At 54.6% G+C, this 21,787-nt stretch carries 25 protein-coding genes; 7 read left to right on the forward strand and 18 right to left on the reverse strand.

All coding sequences use genetic code 11. The annotated features are described in order from the left end of the window. The first annotated feature begins 113 nt into the window (after nt 1–113). Nucleotides 114–1,817: a cellulose biosynthesis regulator diguanylate cyclase DgcQ gene (gene dgcQ / locus GY169_RS08885; RefSeq protein WP_411908110.1), complete on the forward strand. Its 1,704-nt coding sequence runs from the start codon at nt 114–116 to the stop codon at nt 1,815–1,817. Between the two features lie 315 nt (nt 1,818–2,132). Here the strand turns inward: dgcQ and GY169_RS08890 are convergent, their stop codons facing one another. Continuing rightward, nucleotides 2,133–2,339: a DUF2525 domain-containing protein gene (locus GY169_RS08890; RefSeq protein ID WP_167575527.1), complete on the reverse strand. Its 207-nt coding sequence runs from the start codon at nt 2,337–2,339 to the stop codon at nt 2,133–2,135. 172 nt (nt 2,340–2,511) lie between these two features. On the opposite strand from GY169_RS08890, the gene dsrB reads away from it, so the two are divergent. Continuing rightward, a complete protein-coding gene (dsrB, locus tag GY169_RS08895; protein WP_064544524.1) occupies nt 2,512–2,703 on the forward strand; it encodes a protein DsrB in 192 nt (63 codons plus the stop codon). Nucleotides 2,704–2,751: 48 nt separating this feature from the next. Here the strand turns inward: dsrB and rcsA are convergent, their stop codons facing one another. From rcsA to fliF, 14 genes are all read right to left on the reverse strand, one after another. After that, entirely contained in the window at nt 2,752–3,375 is a 624-nt protein-coding gene (gene rcsA, locus GY169_RS08900) for a transcriptional regulator RcsA (RefSeq protein ID WP_163448953.1), read from the reverse strand. Nucleotides 3,376–3,653: 278 nt separating this feature from the next. Next, nucleotides 3,654–4,448 carry a flagellar biosynthetic protein FliR gene (fliR, locus tag GY169_RS08905; RefSeq protein ID WP_163448954.1) on the reverse strand — a complete coding sequence of 265 codons (795 nt, stop codon included), beginning with the start codon at nt 4,446–4,448 and terminating at the stop codon, nt 3,654–3,656. A 5-nt stretch (nt 4,449–4,453) separates the two neighbouring features. After that, nucleotides 4,454–4,723, reverse strand: a complete 270-nt coding sequence (gene fliQ, locus GY169_RS08910) for a flagellar biosynthesis protein FliQ (RefSeq protein ID WP_167575528.1) — start codon at nt 4,721–4,723, stop codon at nt 4,454–4,456. Between the two features lie 9 nt (nt 4,724–4,732). Beyond that, nucleotides 4,733–5,470 carry a flagellar type III secretion system pore protein FliP gene (fliP, locus tag GY169_RS08915; RefSeq protein ID WP_163448955.1) on the reverse strand — a complete coding sequence of 246 codons (738 nt, stop codon included), beginning with the start codon at nt 5,468–5,470 and terminating at the stop codon, nt 4,733–4,735. Beyond that, nucleotides 5,470–5,907 carry a flagellar biosynthetic protein FliO gene (gene fliO / locus GY169_RS08920; protein WP_167575529.1) on the reverse strand — a complete coding sequence of 146 codons (438 nt, stop codon included), beginning with the start codon at nt 5,905–5,907 and terminating at the stop codon, nt 5,470–5,472. Before fliO ends, fliP begins: the two co-directional genes overlap by 1 nt. Before the next feature lies 1 nt (nt 5,908). Beyond that, nucleotides 5,909–6,322, reverse strand: a complete 414-nt coding sequence (gene fliN / locus GY169_RS08925) for a flagellar motor switch protein FliN (RefSeq protein ID WP_167575530.1) — start codon at nt 6,320–6,322, stop codon at nt 5,909–5,911. After that, nucleotides 6,319–7,323, reverse strand: a complete 1,005-nt coding sequence (fliM, locus tag GY169_RS08930; protein WP_064544532.1) for a flagellar motor switch protein FliM — start codon at nt 7,321–7,323, stop codon at nt 6,319–6,321. Before fliM ends, fliN begins: the two co-directional genes overlap by 4 nt. Before the next feature lie 4 nt (nt 7,324–7,327). After that, entirely contained in the window at nt 7,328–7,795 is a 468-nt protein-coding gene (gene fliL, locus GY169_RS08935) for a flagellar basal body-associated protein FliL (protein ID WP_167575531.1), read from the reverse strand. A gap of 104 nt (nt 7,796–7,899) precedes the next feature. Next, entirely contained in the window at nt 7,900–9,093 is a 1,194-nt protein-coding gene (locus tag GY169_RS08940) for a flagellar hook-length control protein FliK (RefSeq protein WP_167575532.1), read from the reverse strand. Then, nucleotides 9,090–9,533 (reverse strand): flagellar export protein FliJ, encoded by a 444-nt coding sequence (gene fliJ, locus GY169_RS08945; RefSeq protein ID WP_064544537.1) that lies wholly within the window; start codon nt 9,531–9,533, stop codon nt 9,090–9,092. The genes GY169_RS08940 and fliJ overlap by 4 nt, the downstream gene beginning before the upstream one ends. A 21-nt stretch (nt 9,534–9,554) precedes the next feature. Then, a complete protein-coding gene (fliI, locus tag GY169_RS08950; RefSeq protein WP_163448967.1) occupies nt 9,555–10,925 on the reverse strand; it encodes a flagellar protein export ATPase FliI in 1,371 nt (456 codons plus the stop codon). Continuing rightward, nucleotides 10,925–11,623, reverse strand: a complete 699-nt coding sequence (gene fliH, locus GY169_RS08955; RefSeq protein ID WP_163448959.1) for a flagellar assembly protein FliH — start codon at nt 11,621–11,623, stop codon at nt 10,925–10,927. Before fliH ends, fliI begins: the two co-directional genes overlap by 1 nt. Continuing rightward, nucleotides 11,616–12,611, reverse strand: coding sequence for a flagellar motor switch protein FliG (gene fliG, locus GY169_RS08960; protein WP_163448960.1), 996 nt, complete (start codon nt 12,609–12,611; stop codon nt 11,616–11,618). Before fliG ends, fliH begins: the two co-directional genes overlap by 8 nt. Beyond that, nucleotides 12,604–14,274 carry a flagellar basal-body MS-ring/collar protein FliF gene (gene fliF / locus GY169_RS08965; protein WP_167575533.1) on the reverse strand — a complete coding sequence of 557 codons (1,671 nt, stop codon included), beginning with the start codon at nt 14,272–14,274 and terminating at the stop codon, nt 12,604–12,606. Before fliF ends, fliG begins: the two co-directional genes overlap by 8 nt. A gap of 216 nt (nt 14,275–14,490) precedes the next feature. On the opposite strand from fliF, the gene fliE reads away from it, so the two are divergent. Then, complete coding sequence (fliE, locus tag GY169_RS08970; RefSeq protein WP_163448962.1) at nt 14,491–14,802, forward strand: flagellar hook-basal body complex protein FliE; 312 nt, start codon at nt 14,491–14,493, stop codon at nt 14,800–14,802. Nucleotides 14,803–15,604: 802 nt separating this feature from the next. Next, the gene (gene yedD / locus GY169_RS08975) at nt 15,605–16,018 is read left to right on the forward strand and encodes a lipoprotein YedD (protein WP_167575534.1); all 414 of its coding nucleotides are present in this window, start codon (nt 15,605–15,607) and stop codon (nt 16,016–16,018) included. A gap of 42 nt (nt 16,019–16,060) precedes the next feature. On the opposite strand, the gene fliT is transcribed toward yedD, so the two are convergent. Genes fliT through fliD form a run of 3 tightly spaced genes read right to left on the reverse strand, consistent with a single transcriptional unit; the run spans nt 16,061 to nt 18,276 of the window. Beyond that, nucleotides 16,061–16,435, reverse strand: coding sequence for a flagella biosynthesis regulatory protein FliT (gene fliT / locus GY169_RS08980; RefSeq protein WP_163449009.1), 375 nt, complete (start codon nt 16,433–16,435; stop codon nt 16,061–16,063). Next, nucleotides 16,435–16,845 (reverse strand): flagellar export chaperone FliS, encoded by a 411-nt coding sequence (gene fliS, locus GY169_RS08985; protein ID WP_064544546.1) that lies wholly within the window; start codon nt 16,843–16,845, stop codon nt 16,435–16,437. Before fliS ends, fliT begins: the two co-directional genes overlap by 1 nt. 24 nt (nt 16,846–16,869) lie before the next feature. After that, nucleotides 16,870–18,276, reverse strand: coding sequence for a flagellar filament capping protein FliD (gene fliD / locus GY169_RS08990; RefSeq protein WP_167575535.1), 1,407 nt, complete (start codon nt 18,274–18,276; stop codon nt 16,870–16,872). Between the two features lie 265 nt (nt 18,277–18,541). On the opposite strand from fliD, the gene GY169_RS08995 reads away from it, so the two are divergent. The 3 genes from GY169_RS08995 (at nt 18,542) to fliZ (ending at nt 21,728) form a co-directional block, all read left to right on the forward strand. Next, complete coding sequence (locus GY169_RS08995) at nt 18,542–20,230, forward strand: FliC/FljB family flagellin (RefSeq protein WP_167575536.1); 1,689 nt, start codon at nt 18,542–18,544, stop codon at nt 20,228–20,230. A gap of 166 nt (nt 20,231–20,396) precedes the next feature. Next, the gene (locus tag GY169_RS09000) at nt 20,397–21,116 is read left to right on the forward strand and encodes an RNA polymerase sigma factor FliA (RefSeq protein ID WP_064544586.1); all 720 of its coding nucleotides are present in this window, start codon (nt 20,397–20,399) and stop codon (nt 21,114–21,116) included. Between the two features lie 60 nt (nt 21,117–21,176). After that, the gene (gene fliZ / locus GY169_RS09005; RefSeq protein WP_411908124.1) at nt 21,177–21,728 is read left to right on the forward strand and encodes a flagella biosynthesis regulatory protein FliZ; all 552 of its coding nucleotides are present in this window, start codon (nt 21,177–21,179) and stop codon (nt 21,726–21,728) included. Nucleotides 21,729–21,787: the final 59 nt, after the last annotated feature.

A 21,787-nucleotide genomic window follows, 5' to 3' on the forward strand; every position in this document is an offset into this window, starting at 1 on the left:
TAGACCCGATCTTATCGGGCTCTTTGTCGTAGAGCAGTGTAATGGAGCAGCATGAATTTTCAGCAACGCAGTAGTGGGATGTGGGATGGGTCTGTGAGTATCAGGAGGCCAATGTGCGTCCCTTGACCGCCACCACGGCGGCTTCGTCAGGATGGTGGGCGCGGCTCACGCGTCGGGTTAGCCCCGAACGTGTAGTGAATATCTGCTTTCTGGTGGTGCTGTTCTTCTCCACGTTGCTGACCTGGCGCGAAACCATCGTGCTGGAGGATGCGTATATCTCCAGCCAGCGCAATAACCTGAAAAACGTCGCCAACGACATGGACGCGCAGCTGCAGTTCAACACTGACCGCTTGCTGTTTTTTCGCAACGGTATGGAGTCCGCGCTTCAGGTGCCTCTGGCCTTTGAAGTGTTGCGCACCGCTGAGCAGGAGTTTGAGCGCAAGCGTGCGTTCGCCGACTGGCGGATCTCGCTAAACAACAACCGTACGTTGCCGCTGAACGGCGTCTCGGATAACTTCGTCAAACATACCAATCTCCTGTCGCGTGATAACTCGCTGCTGGGCAATGAGTTTATGGCCGCCATTGAACTGGGCTATCTGCTACGCCTCTCTGCCATTACGCGTCAGCATCTTTCCCGTTTTGAAACCCATATGCTGTATGTTTCGCGCGCCGGGTTCTACCTCAGCACCGAACAGAATCAGGGCAATGGCATCACCGAGTACTATTACAGCCTGGCGACCAGCCCGTGGTTTATCCAGCAGTCACAGCGAGATAACCCGGGGCGCGGTGTGAAATGGCACACCAGCTTCACCCGCGATAAAGTGCCGGTAGCCCAGATGGTCACCGCCTCTGTACCGCTCGATTACGATCACTACTGGTTTGGCGTGTTGGCCATTCAGCTGTCGGTTAACGAAATGACCCAGTTCCTGATGCAGTCTGTCGAAGGGGAGGAAGAGGGGGAATATCAGCTCTACGATCGCCGAATGAATCTGATTGCTTCATCCGAAGAGGAGCCGCAAAAACGCACGCAGCTTTCGCAAGAGATTCAGGCGCAGCTGGCATATGCCTACGAGCACGATAACGAGGGGAGCGTGCGCCAGCTTTCCCGCTACATCAGCTGGGAAAAACTGCGCAATTTCGACGGCGTGTTGTTGCGCATTCACAGTCTGGAGGAAGGGATCCGCGGCGACTTTGGCAGCATCAGTATCGCGCTAACCCTTTTGTGGATACTGTTTACCTCCATGCTGCTTATCTCCTGGGCCGTCATCCGCCGCATGGTACGCAATATGTCGTCGCTACAGGATTCGCTGGAGTGGCGCGCCTGGCACGATATGTTGACCCGGCTGTATAACCGTGCCGCGCTGTTTGAGCGAGCAGGTAAAGCGCTTGCCGTCAGCCAGCAACGAGGGGCGCCGATGTCGGTGATTCAGCTGGATCTGGACCACTTCAAGCGTATCAACGATCAATATGGTCATCAGGCCGGAGATCGGGTGCTTACCCATATTGGCCGGGTGATTATCAATAAAATTCGCAAATCGGATATTGCCGGACGCGTCGGCGGCGAAGAGTTCTGTATCGTGCTGCCGGAAACATCGCTGGAACAGGCGGTGGTTATCGCTGAACGCATTCGTGAGAGCATCTATAGCCGTGAAATTCTCATCAGCCGCAATCAGACGCTGCGGGTGAGCGCTTCGTTGGGAGTGTGCAGTAGCGAAGAGCTACAGCGCTATGATTTCCAGCACCTTCAGTCGATCGCTGACGGTCGGCTGTATCAGGCTAAACAGGGCGGGCGTAATCGGGTGTGTGCGGAAGGCTGATTACGTAGGCCATAGCAGCGAAAATCATAAATTTAGCTTATGGATAAGTATTGTAATCAGAATAATCCCAAAACATTATCAATGATTCCGGTTAGAGGAAGTTGCCATCTTATTGATTTATATCGATGTTCTTAAAAGAAGAAACAATGTGTGACGGAGAGGTCATATATATTTATTAGGTGAATAATTCTTGTCATTCAACATAAACAACGATAATGTTTCACCACGTCAGGTTTCCTGATGTAACGAATATTTCAATGCTTCTTGCTTCGGCAAGGTTGATCCCGACGCAGATGTGTCGGGATTTTTTTGCCTTCAACGCGTCACTTCTGTCACGCTGAAGTCGTGAACATCCAGCTCGAAAGCTTCCGCCAGTTCTCGCCAGGTATGGTATTCACGACCGTCGACGCTCACGTGGTGTGGATCGTTCGACGAACGGTGGATTTCGCTTTCGCTGATTTCGTTGATAGCTGCCAGTAGCGCATCAACGTTGATGTCACGAGGATCGATCGCTGATTTCATCACAGATACCCTTTTTACCGCTCCCTGTATAATTATACATGCGTCGTATAATGTTGCTCACTTTTTGCTCAATTTTTGTTATTGGTGGATATTTAGCCAGTTGGTTGTCAAGGCCGCTGTCAGCATGACAATTTTGTTCTACACTGGGAAAAACCAATCAGGAGAGGCGTTTATGCAAGTTAACGATCGTGTGACGGTCAAAACCGATGGGGGGCCGCGTCGCTCCGGAGTGGTGCTGGCCATTGAACAGTTCAATGAAGGGACGATGTATCTGGTCGCGCTGGAAGACTATCCGCTGGGGATCTGGTTTTTCAACGAAGTGGGCCATCCTGATGGAATTTTTGTTGAGAAAAGCGAATCGTAATCGATCATCTGGCGGTAGCCCTACCGCCAGTTTCCCTGCCTGGATATCCTAGCGCATATTGACGAAAATGCCCGAGGTGACATTTTCCGCCAGGCGCACAACATGATAAATAACCTGTTTGTTATGCGTTTTTATTTTCTTCTTAATATTACCCTTATGTGACGATACGGTTTTTGCTTTAATATTCATCTGATCGGAAATCTGAATCGTTCCCTGTCCCGACATCCACATTTTCAGCATGCTTGATTCTGTCCTGCTTAATGACAGAGTAGACATATTAGTTTGCTTTACGTCTGATTTTTCTTTTTTCAGATAATTCCCCAGAATGCTATCCAGGGTTTCCGGTTTTATCGATTTGGAACTTATTAGCAGATTACTCCGCACCATCAGGTATTCGTCAAAATGAATATTGGCAATAGCCATAAAAACAATGAACAAAGTCCTGGGATGTTGATTAATGATCTGCTTGATATGCAAGCTACTCTGCACATCGTGGATGAAGCAGTCCTCATTAATGAACACGACAGATGGATGACGAGTCGCGCAAACTTCTGTAAGTGCTTCTACGCTCTCAACATTGTCAATATCTCGTTTCTTCACTCCACGACTGGCCAGGTATCCGGTTAACCCTAGCCGCGTATAACTGCATAGATCCATAATAATCGTTGACATGGCATACCCTCACTCAATGCGTAACGATAATTAACCCATTACCCTCGAACTTCATCGTCGCAGCGAACCTAATGAAAATAAAAAATTGAGAATGAAGACGATCAGGCGGCATCAACTATCCCGTAAAGTTACGTATAATTTGCCAGGAATCATCTCAAAGTAAAGTAAATGTTAGGTTATGTGAAAGACGTAAAAACAAATAACCCGCGCCAGCGATATGCTGGTAGATGTTTTTGCAAATTTACTTTAGGAATTTCCTCATAATAACCTGGAGGGTACTATGGAGAATTTATACGTGGTAACTCACTGATAATATCAGCTAATAGATCAAATATTTCGCTAAATAAGTGTTCACAGAAGGGGGCCACTAATGGCATTAACGCCGCCATCAGCATAATGCCGACGGTCAGGGTGATGGGGAAGCCGATAACAAACACCGACAGCTGCGGGGTCATGCGGTTCAGCATCCCGAGCGCCAGGTTAACGGTCAGCAGTAGGGTAATGATCGGCAGCGCAAGCATGAGACCGTTGAGGAAAATCATGCCGCCCGCCCGGGCGAGCGCGAGAAACGCATTGCTGTTAATGGGCTCACCGCCGATAGGCAACGTGTGGAAAGTGTCGACCAGCAGTGAAATCAGCCACAGATGGCCGTTGAAGACCAGGAACAGCAGCATGGCCAGCATATCGAGAATGCGCGCCAGTACCGGCATGTTGAGATTGCTGCCCGGATCGACAAAGGTCGCGAACGAGAGACCCATTTGCAGGCCCACAATCTCGCCGCAGGTTCGTACGGCGGCAAAGGCAAACTGCATCGTAAAGCCCAGCGCGATACCGATGAGGATTTGTTGTAACGCCAGCCAGAGCGCGTTGGCGGAAAAAATCGGCACATCGACCGGCGGCAGCGAAGGGGCAATGACGAAGGTGATAATAATCCCCAAACCGACTTTCACCCGTTTAGGCACAGAGCGTTCACTGAGTATCGGCGCGGTGGTGATCAGCGCCAGCACGCGCAGCAACGGCCAGAAGTAGAGGCCGAGCCATGAAACCCACTGGTCGCTGGTCATGTGAAGCATAATGCTTAACCGATGATGTAGGGCAGGTTGCTGAACAACGTGCGTACATAGTCAAGCAGCAGATTCAGCATCCACGGCCCGGCGACGATGATCGCGATAAACACGGCGATAATTTTGGGGATAAACGACAGCGTCATTTCGTTGATCTGTGTGGCCGCTTGCAGAATACTGATAATCAGACCGGTGACCAGCGAGACCAAAAGCAGCGGTGCCGCCAGCGCCAGCGCCACTTTCATCGCCTCGATGCCCATCATCATGACGGATTCAGGGGTCATGGGTACTCCTTAACTGTAAAAACTCTGCGCCAACGAACCGACCAATAACTGCCAACCATCGACCAACACAAACAGCATCAGCTTGAAGGGCAGGGCAATGGTCGCGGGCGGTACCATCATCATCCCCAGCGCCATCAGCACACTGGCAATGACCAGGTCGATAATCAGAAACGGTATAAAAATAGTGAAGCCAATCTGGAAAGCGGTTTTCAACTCGCTGGTGACGTAGGCGGGCAGCAGAATGCGCATCGGCACGGCTTCCGGGCCTTGAATCGGTGCGCTGTTGGCCAGCCGGGCAAACAGCGCCAGGTCGGCTTCGCGTGTCTGGCGCAGCATAAATTCACGCAGCGGTTGCGCGCCTTTATCTAACGCCTCCTGCATGGTGATTTTATCTTCGCTAAACGGCTGGTAGGCGTCGGTATAAACTTTATCAATCACCGGCGACATAATAAAAAAGGTGAGAAACAGCGCCAGCCCCAGCAGCACCTGGTTAGGCGGCGCGGACGGCGTACCCAGCGCGCTGCGGAGCAGGCCGAAGACGATGATGATGCGCGTAAAGCTGGTCATCATGAGCAAAATCGCCGGGATAAAGGTCAGCGAGGTGATAAACACCAGCGTTTGGATCGGCAACGACCAGCTCTGCCCGCCGTTGGCCAGCGGCTGGCTGATTAAACCCGGAAGCTGAGCAAAGGCGGAAGGCGAAAGCAATAGCAGCCCGCCCAGCGCGAGGGAATAAATACGGCGCATCAGGATCTCCCGGGACGCTTAAGCATGTTTTTCATCAGTGAAGCAAATTCCGGCGCGTTAGCCTGCGGCGGCGGGTTTTCCGGCGGCGCTGGCGGCAGGGTATGCAGCAGCGTTACCTGCTGGGCGGTGACGCCCAGCACCAGCCGCGCATCCTCGACGTTCACAATCACCACCCGCTCACGCGCCCCTAACGATGCGCTGGCGCTCACCTTCAGGCCGCTGCTGCTTCGGCCCTGCACCGTACCGGGCAGAACGCGTTTAATGACCCACGCGGCGGCCAGAATCAGCACGATAATGCCCAGTAGTGCGCCGCTCACCTGAATCAGCGGTGAAGTCGTCGGTTCATTGGCGTGCGCCACCGTCACCGGCGTGGTGGTGTGGCTCGCCGGCGCAGCGTGCGATGGTGTTACTACAGGCGCGGAGTGGGTTGCGCTCATATCAGCGGCTCAGACGGCGCATGCGTTCTGACGGCGTGATGATGTCGGTAATGCGAACGCCGTATTTATCGGCAACCACCACCACTTCACCTTGCGCTATCAAATAGCCGTTAATCAGAATATCCAGCGGTTCACCGGCCAGACCGTCCAGCGCCACCACCGAACCTTGCGTCAGACGCAGCAGCTCTTTGATGGTCATGCGCGTGCGGCCTAACTCCACGGTCAGCTTGACCGGGATATCCATAATCAGGTCGATATCCTGCAACGTACCGCTGACATCACCGCCGCCCAACTGTTGGAAGACCGCGTCGGTGGCGCTTTTTCCGGAGGTGGATTTTTGCTCGTTCAGCGCTTCAGCCCACAGATCGTCCACGGATCCGCTGTTGTCATCGGGTGGAGTATTCATATCACTCATTTGGGCTGTTCCTCGTTCAGCGAATTCAAAATCGGGTTGATCAAATGTTCTACGCGCAGCGCATACTGGCCGTTCACGGTGCCGTACTGGCTGGTTAACACCGGTACGCCGTCGACGTGAGCAATAATGCGGTCTGGCTTGTCAATCGGCAGAACGTCACCGGGTTTAAGTTTGAGTATCTGTGACAAACGCAGCGAGATATCGGCGAAATTCGCCACCAGTTCCAGCTCGGAATGCTGCACCTGGCGTACCAGGTTCTCGCGCCAGTTTTGGTCCTCGTGGCGTGAGTTTTCCAGCGGCGGGTTGACCAGCAGTTCGCGCAGCGGTTCAATCATGCTGAACGGCAGGCAAATGTTAAATTCGCCGGTCAGGTTGCCGATTTCCACGTGGAATGGCGTGTTCACCACGATATCGTTCGGTGAGGTGGTAATGTTGGTGAACTTCACCTGCATCTCCGAACGGACGTACTCCACCTCCAGCGGGTTAATCGCTTTCCAGGCATCGCTATAGCCTTCCAGCGCCAGCTTGAGCATGCGGTTAATCACCCGCTGCTCGGTATGGGTGAATTCACGTCCCTCAACCTTGGTCGGGAAGCGACCGTCGCCGCCGAACAGGTTGTCCACCGCGATAAACACCAGGCTTGGCGAGAACACCACCAGGCCGGTACCGCGCAGCGGCTTAAGGTGAATCAGGTTGAGGTTGGTCGGCACCGGCAGGTTACGGGCAAACTCGTGGTAGGGCTGAATGCGGATCGCCCCCACGGTAATGTCCGGGCTACGACGCAGCAGGTTGAATAACCCCATACGGAAGTGGCGGGCGAAACGCTCGTTAATAATCTCCAGCGCCTGCAGTCGCTCACGGACCACGCGGCGCTGGGTATTGGGGTCGTAGGGGCGAATGTCATCTTCGCCCGTCGCGCCCGCCAGCGGTTCACTTGATTTGTCGCTGTCGCCGTTTAACAGCGCATCGATTTCGGCCTGAGAAAGAATACTGTCGCCCATGGCTCTACCGCAGAATAAAGGCAGTGTACAGAACGTCGGTAACGTTCTGTTTCGGCTGACCGGCAATTAACGGCGCGCTCAGCGTCTCTTTAATATCGTTTGCGAGCTGTTTTTTGCCATCGTCTGTTGCCAGTTTAGTCGCATCCTGACGCGACAGCAGCAGCAGCATGCGGCTGCGCACTTCCGGCAGATAGTCGTTCAGACGGGCGCGGTCAGCTTCGGATTTCATGCGCAGCGTGATGCCCACGTACAGCACGCGATCGGCATCGCCCAGGTTGACGGTGAAGGTATCCAGCGGGAAAAAGACCGGTGCGGCCAGCGGCGGCGCTTCTTTTGGCGCGGCCGGGGCGTTCTGATGCTCAATGCGCCAGTAGCTGTAACCTGCTGTGGCGCAGGCGGCGAGCGTTACCAGCACCAAAAGTGGGATCCAGAGCGAGCGTTTGCTCTTTTTATTGATAGCGGTGTCAGTCATCTGATGCGGTCTTCCTTTTTACTACTGCTTATCCAATGATTATCCCGCCTCCCGCGCCGGTCAAAGCGTGGAAAAGACGGGAATAATCGTGTTACCTCTGGCGTTTAAGCGAAGATATCTACCGCGTTATCGCCGCGAGAGGCGGCGTGCAGGGCGGCAGGGACGGCCAGCATCTCAGCGTCGTCCTGAGCATCGCTGGCGTTGGCGTCAGCGCGCGAGGCGAACGATTGCTGGGAAGAGGGCTGCTGTTGCTGGCCCGCAAAGCCGTCGCTGCTGATATTGCTCTGGCCCAGTTGGATTCCGTTGTCTTCCAGTTGGCTGCGCAGCACTGGCAGAGCGGCTTCCAACGCCGCGCGTACGTGGCTGTGCGGCGAGGCCATCTGGATCTGCGCGAGGTTATCTTCCACCTTCAGCGTAATGTGTACCTGGCCTAACGACTCGGGGTGCAGGCGCAGTTCGGCGGTTTGCTGGCCCTGACGGGTAAACAGCGTGATGTGCTGGCTGACGTTCTGCTGCCAGTCCGGAGTACCAAGCTGGGCATGGACGTTGGCGCTGGCGGCCATCGGGGCGGCCAGTGAACTGCTGCTCTGTGGCGAAATCGGCGACACCGTCGCCGTTGGCGCGGTTGGGCTTGGCGTGCTTTCCGCTTCTGCTTTCTGCGCCGGGATCACAAAGGCGGCGTCGGCGGATAGCGCACGGGCATCGGTTTGCGGTTGCGAGGCCGGAGTGCTTTTCACATCGATAAAACCGTCGGCTTTTGCTGAGTCACGTTTGAGTGGCGCGTTTAACGCGTTCAGCGTATCGCTGGTGGCGCTGGCGGTCGAGTTCACTGCCGTCTGCGGGGCTTGCGGCGGCGTGGGCAGCATGGCCATCAACGCATTCAGGCTGCCCTGTTCGTCGTCGCTGAGTTTGTCCTCGTCGCTCTCTTTATCGCTGAGCTTATCCTTACCTGACGCTATTTCGCCTTTCAGGTGTGCCGCCAGCGAACTGAGCAGTGTTTGCGCGTCGCTTTGTTCGCTGATATCTGTCGCTTCACCAATCTCAGCGGTGGCGCGTGTCGCTTCCTGCTGTACCAGCCATTCGGTGATGGATTGACCTTTCGCTTTGACATCGCGCAGCGCCGCCGCGTCCTCGCCGGACAGTTGGGCGATTTTGCCCGCGTTTGTTGCATCGCCGGCTTGCGTTAATGCACCCGCCAGCAGAGCCAGAAAATCCTCGGCGCCGCCTGCGGTTTTGGCTGCGGTATCGGCCCCTGCGAGGCTTGCATCGCTGATGGCCAGGTTAGGCAGAGTGATCATTCTGGTTTCCTCATGGTTGCTCGTTGGGCAAATTCATCCATCTTTTTCTGATCCAGACGGTTTTCCGCCAGCAGCTCCGCAGAGGCCTGCCGGTCCTGTAGCGTTTGCCATGCCTGCAAGCGCTGTTTTTTCTCGCGCCAGAAGTTCAGCGCTTGTTCGACTTTGTTGTTCCACTGAATAAGCTGCTGACGATGCTGGTCAATGGCTTTTTCCAGTGTCTGAATAAACTGCTGGTAGTTTTGCCAGCGCAGGCTCGCGATCCCCTGCGTCATGTCGTTATTCAGGCTGTTCTGGTATTCAAGCTGATAGTCCATCAACATTTTGAGTTGTTCTTCCGCCTGCTGGCAGCCGCGTCGCATCTCGCCCAACACCAGGGCGGCGTTATCGACATCGGTTTCTGCCAGTTCTTTAAGCGTTGCTAATGCACCGTGCTGCGCCATATTGGTGATCCTCTTGCTTCACTATGACGTTGGGAAAATCAATTCCAGCGCCTGGATTGATGATTCCCAGTCTGCTTTTTCAAGAATGCCTTGCTGTAAAAATGCTTCCAGGTGCGGCCAGAGCGTGATGGCTTTGTCCAGCATCGGATCGCTGCCTTTGGCGTACGCGCCGACGCTAATCAGGTCGCGGTTACGCTGAAAACTGGAAAGCAGCTGTTTAAAATTGCGCACTCGCGCGTAGTGTTGCTCGCTAATCAGCGCGGTCATGGCACGGCTGATAGAGGCTTCAATATCAATTGCCGGGTAATGACCGGCCTCGGCCAGCCGTCGCGACAGCACGATATGGCCGTCGAGAATGGCGCGGGCGGAGTCGGCGATCGGATCCTGCTGATCGTCGCCTTCGGTTAACACGGTATAAAACGCGGTGATCGAACCGCCGCCGCTGATGCCATTCCCGGCGCGTTCAACCAGCGCGGGCAGCTTGGCAAAGACCGAAGGCGGGTAGCCTTTGGTGGCCGGTGGTTCGCCGATCGCCAACGCAATTTCACGCTGCGCCATCGCGTAACGGGTCAGTGAATCCATGATCAACAGCACATGCTGTCCGCGATCGCGGAAATCTTCCGCCACGCGGGTGGCGTAAGCGGCGCCCTGCATACGCAGTAGAGGAGAAACGTCGGCGGGCGCGGCAATCACCACGGAACGTGCGCGGCCTTCGGTGCCGAGAATATTCTCGATGAAATCTTTCACCTCGCGACCACGCTCACCGATAAGACCGACGACGATGACGTCAGCGCGGGTATAGCGCGCCATCATGCCGAGCAGTACGCTCTTACCGACGCCGGAGCCGGCAAACAGCCCCATACGCTGGCCGCGACCCACGGTGAGCAGGGCATTGATTGGCCGCACGCCGGTATCCAGCACGTGCTCAATCGGCGTACGCTGGAGTGGGTTGAACGGCGGCGTGATCAGCGCGCCGGTTTCCGTGGTATCCGGCGCGGGCAGGCCGTCGAGCGGTTTGCCGCTGCCGTCGAGTACGCGGCCAAGCAGCGCCGGGCCGAGCGGAAGCTGTTTACCGCTTTGCAGTCCGTCGCCGACGGCGCTACGGGCATAAACCCGCGCGCCGGGTAAAATGCCTTCAACTTCTTCAAGCGGCATTAAAAACAGGCGATGACCGTTGAAGCCGACCACTTCGGCTTCCACTTCCTGCATCTCTGTACCCTGTTGACGCTCAATAATGCAGGTTGCGCCAAGCGGCAACTGCAGCCCGGTGGCTTCCAGCACCAGCCCGGTGGCCCGGGTCAGGCGGCCGTAACGGCGCACGGCGGGAAGCTGGGCAATGCGGGCCTCAAAGTTGTCGAGCGTGTTCAGCCAGCGGGTCAGGCGCACGGTCATTAGCAGGCTCCCGGTGCCGCCAGGCGGCACAGTTCCTGCCAGCGCGTGGCCACGCTGGCGTCGAGATCGCCCTCATCTGCGGAGACCTTACAGCCGCCGGGGTGCAGCGTTGGGTCGCCGCGCAGCCGCCAGCCGTGAAGATTCAGCGTGGCGCCCAGCATCTCCTCGACGCGCGGTAAATCTTCCGGGCTGACCCGCAGCTGCGGCTTGCCGCTGAACAGAGGCTCTTGCTGCAGCAGCGATTGAATCTGTTTGATCAGCGCGGTGTTATCGACCACCGGCATCTGGCCGACAATCTGTCGCGCAGCCTCCAGCGCCATCTGCATCAGACGTGAGGCGATCACGCTGTCGAGGGTATCCAGGGTGTGCTGAAATTCGCTCGCCAGCTGCTGCATGCGGGCATGAATAGGGGCCTGATCCTGTTTGGCTTGTGCCAGGCCCTGTTCGAGCCCCTGCGCCAGACCTTCCTGATAGCCCTGTTGTTGACCGGCGGCGTGGCCTTCACGCAGCCCGGCCTGATAGCCCTGTTCATGAGCCTGGATCTGTAGCTGAGCCAACTGCTGTTGCTGCAACTGCTCGGCAGAAATTTCTTCCTGCACGGCGTCCGGTTCGTCGAGGGTGAGGGGAGTAAACTCCACCTCCACCGGCGGCGAGAGATCGTCAGGCTGCCAGACTTTCCACGGCGTGGTATCAGACATAGGTGTCGTCTCCGCTGCCAATCACCATCTCGCCGGTTTCGGCCAGACGACGCACAATAAGCAGAATGGCTTTCTGTTCGTTCTCGACCTGCGACAGACGTACCGGGCCACGGTTGGCGAGGTCGTCGCGCAGAATGTCGGCAGCACGCTGGGACATATTGCGCAGGAACTTCTCGCGTAGCGGCGGCTCGGAACCTTTGAGCGCGATAAGCAACGATTCGGAATCCACTTCCTGCAGCAGGCGCTGGATACTGCGATCGTCGACCTCGACCAGGTTTTCGAACAGGAACATTTCGTCGATAATTTTTTGCGCCAGCTCGCCGTCGAATTCGCGTACCGCGGTAATAACCGCTTCTTCCTGCTGCGTTTTCATCAGGTTGATAATTTCTGCCGCCGTTCTCACGCCGCCCATTTTGCTGCGCTTGAGGTTCTGGCCGTCGAGCAGACCGTTCAACACCTCTGTCAGTTCCGCCAGCGCGGCCGGCTGCACGCCGCCGAAGGTGGCGATACGCAGCATGACGTCGTGTCGCAGACGTTCATCGAACAGCGCCAGAATATCGGCCGCCTGACCACGCTTGAGGTGGACCAGAATGGTGGCGATGATCTGCGGATGCTCGTCACGGATAATATCGGCGGCGCTCTGCGGTTCCATAAAGTTGAGCGTCTCGATCCCGCTGGTGGTTTCGCGGGTTTCGAGAATGTCCTCCAGCAGGCTGGAGGCGCGCTCTTCGCCCAGTGCTTTAACCAGCACCGAGCGCAGATATTCATTGGCGTTAACGCTCAGCGCCGCGAACTGCTCGGCCTCTTGCTCAAACTCGGCCAGCACGTCGGTCAGCTGTTTATTCGAGATCTGTTTGATGCCCGCCATGGCGGTACTGAGCTGCTGTACTTCGCGGGTGCTGAGATGCTTAAACACCTCGGCGGCGCGATCTTCGCCAATCGTCATCAGCAAAATGACGCTTTTGTCGATTCCGGTAAGATTACTCATGGTCGTTATTCATCCATTGGCGAATGACCAGCGCCACGACGCGCGGATCGTTATCAGACATTTCGCGAATACGCTGGCTCATCACCTCGGCGCTCAGGCGCTGGTTGGCACGGCGTTGCTGGGTCTGTTCATCTTTGCTGAGGCGAACCTCAACGGCTTCCTGAATTTCCTGCTGCGCTTTGGCTTTTTCCACTTCGGCCTGGGCGGCCTGTTCACGGCGCACAAGCTGCGGTTTAATCGCTTTACGCCACAGCAGCCAGGCAACAATCAGCACCAGCAGCCAGCGACCGGCGGACATCAGCTGATCGATAAACGACTGCTGCTTCCAGAACGGCAGTTCACCACCGCTGTCATCGCTGCTGTTAAACGGCGAGTTGACCACGTTCAGGGTATCGCCGCGCTGGCTGGAGAAGCCCATCGCCTCGCGGGTTAAATCTTCAATCTGTTTCATCTGATCGCTGGTCAGCGGCAGCGGCTTACCGTCTGGCAGATTGCGATAGTTGACCACCACGGCGACCGACAGACGTTGAACATCGCCAACGTTCTTTTTGGTGTGCGAAATGGTGCGATCGAGTTCGAAGTTGCTGGTTTCGCTACGCTGGGTATTGCGTGGACCGGTGGTGGCGGTTGTGCGGGTATTGGCATTCTGCGCGTTGGCCTGATTCGCCGGCGGGTTGGCAATCGGCGCCGACGGCGCCGGTGCCGGGGTGTTCGACAGCGCGCCAGGAACGCCGCCCGGATACGGGCTACCGACCTGATCGTTTTCGCTCACCTGACGCGAACGAATGGCGGCCTGGTTAGGATCGCCGTTCGGGCGATACTGTTCGTCGGTTTGCTCTTTATTATCGAAGTTTACCTGCGCGGTGACCTGCGCATGCACGTTACCGTTACCGACGATCGGTCCAAGAATCGCTTCAATGCGGCGCTGAACGCGGCCTTCAACGTCGGCGGTGTATTTCAGCTGCGCGTCATTCAGGTCACGAGCGCTGGTATTGGACTGGGTCAGCAGATGGCCGCCCTGATCGACCACGGTGACGTTGCCCGGCGGTAAACCCGCTACGGCGCTGGAGACCAGATGGACCACCGCGGAGATTTGCCCTTCATCAAGCGCGCGGCCTGGTTCGAGGTTGACGGTAATGGAGGCAGAAGGGGATTTCTGCTCGCGTACGAACAGCGAAGGTTTTGGCATCGCTAAGTGCACGCGGGCGCTTTTGACCGGACCGAGGGTTTCGATGGTACGCGACAGTTCACCTTCCAGCGCGCGCTGGTAGTTCACCTGCTCGCTGAACTGGCTGATGCCGAATTTTTCCTGATCGAGCAGTTCAAAACCTACCGCGCCGCCTTTCGGCAGGCCGAGCTGGGCCAGTCGTAGGCGCAGTTCATGCACTTTGTCAGCGGGCACTTCCAGCGCGCCGCCGTTATCGGCGAAACGATAGGGGACGTTCATCTGGGTCAGTTGGGTCACGATGGCCCCCCCGTCCTGATCGGACAGGTTACTGAACAGCGTGCGATAGTCCGGGGATTTGGCCCACAGTACCATTGCCACGAGAATAGCCACCGCGGCGGCACTGGCCACCATCAGTGGAATTTTTGGATTAGCGCGCAGGCGATTGACCCATTCTACAGTTTTATTTTGTGGCGTAGCCGTAGCACTCGCGCTCATTGCGCACCTCGTCGATCCTGATCAATGGCGTTAAACGTAAACGAAAACAAAGCAGACTCCCTGGCGCAAAACACATAAAGACAGCTATGCCATTATTTGATGCTTCGGGAAATTTGATGGGCCAAATAACCCGTTTTTATAGCGCTATTTAGCGCCTTTATCTTATTGACAAACTGATAAGCTCGTTCCCAGGTTAAACACAATCTGGGAGTCAACATGGCGATTCAGGGTATTGAGGGCGTGCTGTCGCAGATGCAGGCAACGGCATCAATGGCGCGCAGTCAAAGCGTGGATACACAGCCAACCATCAGCTTTGCCGGGCAGCTGCACGCGGCGCTCGACCGTATCAGCGATACGCAAAATAGCGCCAAAGCGCAGGCGGAGAAGTTCTCACTGGGAGAACCTGGCATCGCGTTGAACGATGTGATGACCGATCTGCAAAAAGCATCCGTTTCATTGCAGATGGGGATTCAGGTGCGAAATAAACTGGTGAGCGCCTATCAGGAAGTGATGGGGATGCAGGTGTAATCAATCTAACTCATTGTTTATACTTCTTTAATCACATCCAATCCTACGGGCTGGGGCATGAGTGGGACAAACTGATTTAATTTCTGGTTCAGAATGAGTATCTGTTCCTGATTGTTTTCATACATCCTGGTCCGTAAACCAGACAGACTATTTGTGCATTAGTATGGCTTATTCACTATCCTCCAGCGCCTGAGGAACTGCATGCGTAAGTATGTCTTGATTGGTGTGTCCTTCGATAGCGCACACCAACTCGCCCCCTATCTCTATTTTGCCATAAAAATCTTTTGAGCTTTGCGGTGTTTCGAGCATAGTTATTCAGTAATAAACTCAACTGAGAGATAACAATGAAAGTACTAATGCTGATAGCCTCCGCGTGCATTCTCGCTGCATGCTCCACATCCCAGGAAATAAAACGTCCAGATGGTTCCAGTGAGTACGACATCCAATGTGGTGCCGCGACGGGTTGGGATGTTTGCTATTCAAAAGCAAATGAGGTTTGTCCTGGTGGTTATCAGGATCTATCAAAAGAAGGCGGTTTTAATCGCAAGGAATTGCACATTCTCTGTAAGAAATAATTCGTATCACCATCATCATGGGGCTGTCCATGATGATGGCTATCTAAAACCGTCCACAGCAGTTCAAGAATGAGGATATTCATTGTCATGCACCTCGCAGAGGAGCTTTGGCATAGGCTACTATTGTGTTCGTCCGGATTACCCTCTACGCACCGTCTTTTCCGTGAAACCCCCATAGGTTTAACGCTATAATGTTTCTGTTTTTTTCTCCCGGAACAGGATGAATAATGAAAAAATTAGCCATTGTGGCAGCGCTGATGACGCTGGCGGGCTGTGCGCAGATTGAAAACTACTCAACCGTGGTGAAATCGCCTGCTCCGGCGGGGCTGGCGGGCTACTGGCAGACCATGGGGCCGCAGCGCGCGCTGGTCAGCCCGGAGGCGATAGCCAGCCTGATTGTCACTCGCGACGGCGACACGCTGGACTGCCGCCAGTGGCAACGGGTGATTGCGCTGCCGGGTAAACTCACTCTGCGCGATAGCGATGTCTACAATGTGACCAACAAGCTTGATGTTTATGCGGTGGAGCGCGATGGCAATTTGCTGAAATACGATGGCATGACATTGCAGCGGGTTGAGCGGCCCACGGTAGAATGCGCCAACGCATTGACTAAAGCGCCGCTGCCGTCGGTATTGCCGTAAGATTTGGTCGCTCCGACATGGTTGATGTCGGAGCGCTATTTATCAGTGATTCAGGTCTACATTATCCTGCGGAACCAGTACGTGACCGCCCTGATTACCGTAGGTCGTCATCACCGTTTTCTGGATTGACGATTGTCCCACCAGTTTCGCCAGTTCGTCCATACGGGCCTGCAACAGGCGCTTTACGGTATTTTCGTTATCAAGCACTTTACGCAGCATCGGGCGAAGTTGTTCCTGAAGCGGTTCCGTTGGCTGGCTCTCTCGCGTCAGTTGAGCAATCTTTTGCACCGCATTGACGTACTCCATTTCGCTGGCGATTAATTCGTCCCACAGTCCCTCCGTGGCAAGCCGTAGCATCAGATTGCTTTTTTCAACCAGCTTTTGGTACGACAGATAAAGGTGCGGTGCATGGCTCATTAGACGGCGTCCTGAATCAAGTTAGGCGTAAGAAGAGATTCCTTCCAGGCATCAGCGATGTTGCGCATTAACGCCTCAACTTCCTCAATGGCGCTCACATCATTGTGCAGGTTGGCTTGCAGAAGGCGTCTGACCATATAGGCATACAGCGACAGCAGGTTCTGCGTCAGCTCGTCGCGGCTGTCCTCATCCAGGCCAATTTTCAGCCCGTTTTCGATAATGTTGATGGCTTTCGACAGGGAAAGACCTTTCCCTTGCTGGTTGCCGTCCTGCATAAACAGGCGGGCGCGGATCAGCGCGCTGAGCGCGCCGTCAAACAGCATGGTGACAAGCTGCTGTTGACTGGCGCTCATGACGGCGCTTTCCACTCCAATCTGTGCGTAGGCCTGCGTACCTTTTGCCCCGTACATGATGTCTCTCCCGATCAAAAGTGATTACTTGGAATTGCTGGTCGATTCAAACTGCTGCGTCAAGTAGCTGCTGGTACTGTTCAGCGAGGTCATTAACACATCCAGCTGGGTAAACTGTTCTTTGTAGCGCGCAACCTGCGCATCGATACGATCGCTGGCGGCGTTGTAGTCTTTGGTTAATTTGTTCAGCGTTTTGCTGACGCCATCGGTGGCGGCCTTGATGATGCCGGTGGTGGAAAGCCAGCTGGTCAGGTTGGTGCCGATGGTGGTGGTAATACCGGTTTTTTTGCCGTCGCCGACGATCAAAGTACCGACGCCGGTTGCGTCTTTTTTCAGCGCGGCGGTGAGTTTGTCGGCATCCAGCTCAAGCTGGCCGGTACTCGGGTCGGTAGAGATACCGATCTGCGCCAGCGTTTTGAACTGTGAGGAGCTGGCGCTGTTGCTCAGCATGCTTTTGAGCTGAGTCTGAATCGTGCGCAGCGTCGAGTCGCCGAGCAGGGCGCCGTTGTTTGCGCTCTGGCTATCGGAACCCGGATCTACGGCGGTGTATTTTGTCAGGCTGCTAAAGGTGTCCAGCAGCGAGTTATAGGCGGTGACCCAGTCGCTGATGGCCTTTTGCGCCTTGGTGGTGTCCTGAGTGATGGTCAGCGTCTGGTTGCCGGTGGTGACATCGTTCAGGTTCAGGGTGATGTTTTCCAGCGCATCGCTGATGGTGTTGCTGCTGTTCTCAATGGCGACGTTGTTGACGGTCAACTGGGCGTTCTGCGCAATAACCGAGACATCCATCCCGTTGCTGCTGGCATTGGCGTCATAACCCATAAAGCTTTGCAGCGCGTCGTCGCCTTTGACGGTCAACGTCATGGCGTTATCGCTACCGGTGTCATTTGCGGTCACCGACAGACGATATTCGCCGTTACCAACGTTGATGATACTGGCGCTGACGCCCGCTTTCGCGTTGTTGATGGCATCGCGAATACCGCTCAGCGAGGAGTTGGCCGCGCTGATATCGATGGTGATCGGATCTTTACCGCCGCCTTGCTGAATGGTCAGCGTGCTGTCGCTGGTGGCGATTGCGGTTTTGGTATCGCTTTTGGTGGTGCTGGTGGTCAGCGTTTGCGCCTGCGCCAGATGGCTGATGCTGATGGTGTATTTCCCGACAATCGCATTCCCTGACGTAGTGGCGCTAAACGCGGTGCTGCTGCTGGTAGTGGTGGTGGCGGAAAACAGGTCAGCCTTCGACAACGCGGTGTTAGCGGTCTGGAACGTGGTCAGCGCGCTTTTCAGCGTCCCGTAGGCGCTCAGCTTTGCGGTATAAGACGTCTGCTGTTTAGAGATAGGCGTCAGCGTCGCCTTCTGGGCGGCGGTGAGGCTATCAAGAATGCTGCTTAAATCCAGGCCCGACCCGACTCCCAGCGATGAAATACTTGCCATGTGATTTCCTTTTATCTGTCGACACGTAGAACGAATACCGGGGTTATCGGCCTGAATGTCACAAAGTTTACGCTTAATTCTAAATTTTTAATGGCAGGAATAAGGGCAAGAGAAAAGAGTATTTCGGCGGCTAAAAAAATGCGTGATTGCGAAAAAAAATTCTAAAGGTTGTTTAACGGCAGACGATAACAAGTTTGACGGCGATTGAGCCGACGGGTGGAAACCCATTACGTAATCAACGACTTGCAATATAGGATAACGAATCATGGCACAAGTCATTAATACCAACAGCCTCTCGCTGATCACTCAGAACAATATCAACAAGAACCAGTCTGCTCTGTCCAGTTCTATCGAGCGTCTGTCTTCTGGCTTGCGTATCAACAGCGCGAAGGATGACGCAGCGGGTCAGGCGATTGCTAACCGTTTCACCTCTAACATTAAAGGCCTGACTCAGGCGGCACGTAACGCCAACGACGGTATCTCCGTTGCGCAGACCACTGAAGGCGCGCTGTCAGAAATCAACAACAACTTACAGCGTGTACGTGAACTGACCGTTCAGGCAACTACCGGTACCAACTCCCAGTCCGACCTGGACTCTATCCAGGACGAAATCAAATCCCGTCTGGACGAAATTGACCGCGTATCCGGTCAGACCCAGTTCAACGGCGTGAACGTACTGGCAAAAGACGGTTCCATGAAAATTCAGGTTGGTGCGAACGATGGCCAGACCATCACTATCGACCTGAAGAAGATTGACTCTGATACCTTGGGACTGAACGGTTTTAACGTGAATGGTAAAGGTACCATTGCTAATAAAGCAGCTACTGTTAGTGATTTGACCGCGGCGGGTGCAACGGGTTCTGGTCCGTATACAGTCACTACGACTTTCAATGCACTTGATGCAACGTCTGCGTTCAGTAAGCTGAATGATGGGGATACTGTAACAATTGCTACCGGTGCAAACGCTGGCTCTTATACTTACGACGCAACGGCTAAAAACTTTACTACAACTAAAACTGAAACCACTGGCGCAAATACCACAACCTTGGGTGCTGGTCTGAAAGCTCCGGCAGGTCAGACCTCAACTGGAACATATACTTCTGCAACCGGTAAAGTAACATTTGAAGCAGATGCTAGCGGCAATATTACTATTGGTGGCCAAGCGGCCTATCTGGTAAATGGTGCCCTGACGACCAACAACCCAACAGGTTCTTCCACTGCTGCAACAATGAGTTCCTTGTTTACTGCTGCAGATACTAACAATAATGCTGGCGCAGCTATTAAATCCACAGTTGATTTTGGTGGTAAAACCTACAGCTTTGCAGGCAATGGTGCAGGCGTATCTTACAAAGATACAGTCGCATCTGATGCTCTGCTGGCGAATGTTAACGCTGATACTACTGCTGGTGATGTAACTATCAAGTTCAACAACGGTCCTTTGACTTACACTGCTACCTTTGGTAGCGGTACGTCCTCAGACACCTTCGTTGACAATGATGGTGAGTTAACTAAAACTCAGACCTTCACTACGACTTATAATGTTGATAAAGATACCGGTTCTGTCACTGTTGCGAGCGGAACTGGTGCTGGTAAATATGCTGCTAATGTAGGTGCTCAAGCTTATGTTAGTGCTGATGGCAAACTTACTACCAATACTACCAGTGCTGGCACTTCAACCAAAAATCCTTTGGCATCCCTCGACGACGCCATCAGCCAGATCGACAAATTCCGTTCTTCCCTGGGTGCTATCCAGAACCGTCTGGATTCCGCGGTAACCAACCTGAACAACACCACCACCAACCTGTCTGAAGCGCAGTCCCGTATTCAGGACGCCGACTATGCGACCGAAGTGTCCAACATGTCTAAAGCGCAGATCATCCAGCAGGCCGGTAACTCCGTGCTGGCGAAAGCCAACCAGGTACCGCAGCAGGTTCTGTCTCTGCTGCAGGGCTAATCGCTCTCAACCTGACCCAACCCCGCCTCGGCGGGGTTTTTTTGTTACTGAAATTTCACTTTACTGCGCAAATAACCCCACATTTCTCCCACTGTTCCACCGATTAAAACGGCTATAGAAACGGATAATCGTGCCGATAACTCATATTAATGCAGGGCTGTTTATCGTGAATTCAATGTATACCGCTGAAGGTGTAATGGATAAACACTCGCTATGGCAACGCTATGTGCCGTTGGTGCGCCATGAAGCGCTGCGCCTCCAGGTGCGTTTGCCGGCGAGCGTGGAACTGGACGATCTGCTCCAGGCGGGCGGTATCGGCTTATTGAACGCTGTTGAACGCTATGACGCTCTGCAAGGTACGGCATTTACCACTTACGCAGTGCAACGCATCCGTGGGGCGATGCTGGACGAATTACGCAGCCGTGACTGGGTGCCGCGTAGCGTCCGGCGGAACGCGCGTGAAGTTGCGCAAACGCTGGGTCAACTGGAGCAAGAGCTGGGACGAAACGCGACGGAAACCGAAGTCGCGCAGCGATTGGGGATTGCGGTTGAGGAATACCGTCAGGTGCTGTTAGATACCAATAACAGCCAGCTTTTTTCCTACGACGAGTGGCGAGAAGAGTATGGCGACAGCATTGAACTGGTGACGGAAGAGAATCAGCACGAAAATCCTCTGCATCAACTGTTGGAAGGCGATCTTCGCCAGCGCGTGATGGAGGCGATTGAAGCCTTACCGGAACGTGAGAAGTTGGTGCTAACCCTCTATTACCAGGAAGAGCTCAATCTCAAAGAGATTGGCGCGGTGCTGGAAGTGGGGGAATCGCGCGTCAGCCAGTTGCACAGTCAGGCGATCAAGCGTCTGCGCATCAAGCTGGGTAAGCTGTAGGTTGGTATAACGTTACGTTCAACCAAAGAATGCCGCATTAATCAATGAAAACCCGGAGTTATCATGATGATGCAGGTAAAAAGACGGCCGTTAAGCCGCTATTTGAAAGACTTCAAACACAGCCAAACACACTGCGCGCACTGTCATAAACTGCTCGACCGCATCACGCTGGTCCGGCAGGGGGAGATAGTCAATAAAATCGCGATATCCCGTCTCGATACCCTGATGGACGACGCGGCCTGGCAGCAGGAACGCGATGCGTGGTCGGCGCTGTGCCGGTTCTGCGGCGATCTGCACTGCAAAGAGCAGAGCGCCTTCTTCAATATCATCGGCTTCAAACAATACCTCCTCGAACACACGGACATGAGCGCCGGTACCGTGCGTGAATACGTCGTGCGTTTGCGTCGTCTGGGCAACCACTTTTCCGCACAACAGGTGCCGCACTCGCTGCTGCTGGAGCGCCAGGCTGACGTCAAGCTGGAGGCGTGGCTGCCGGATACCAGCACCAACAATTATCGTATTGCACTACGTAAATACCTGCGATTTCATCACCAGCAGGCGCTGAACAACGCACAAAACTTCGCAGACCGTGAAACCTCTGATATATATTAAATTGGAATAACATGGATCTTATGGGTGTTTGTCATTGATGATGAACGGTTTACACTACG

It is taken from the genome of Kluyvera genomosp. 3, assembly GCF_011765685.1.
GTDB lineage: Bacteria > Pseudomonadota > Gammaproteobacteria > Enterobacterales > Enterobacteriaceae > Kluyvera > Kluyvera georgiana_A.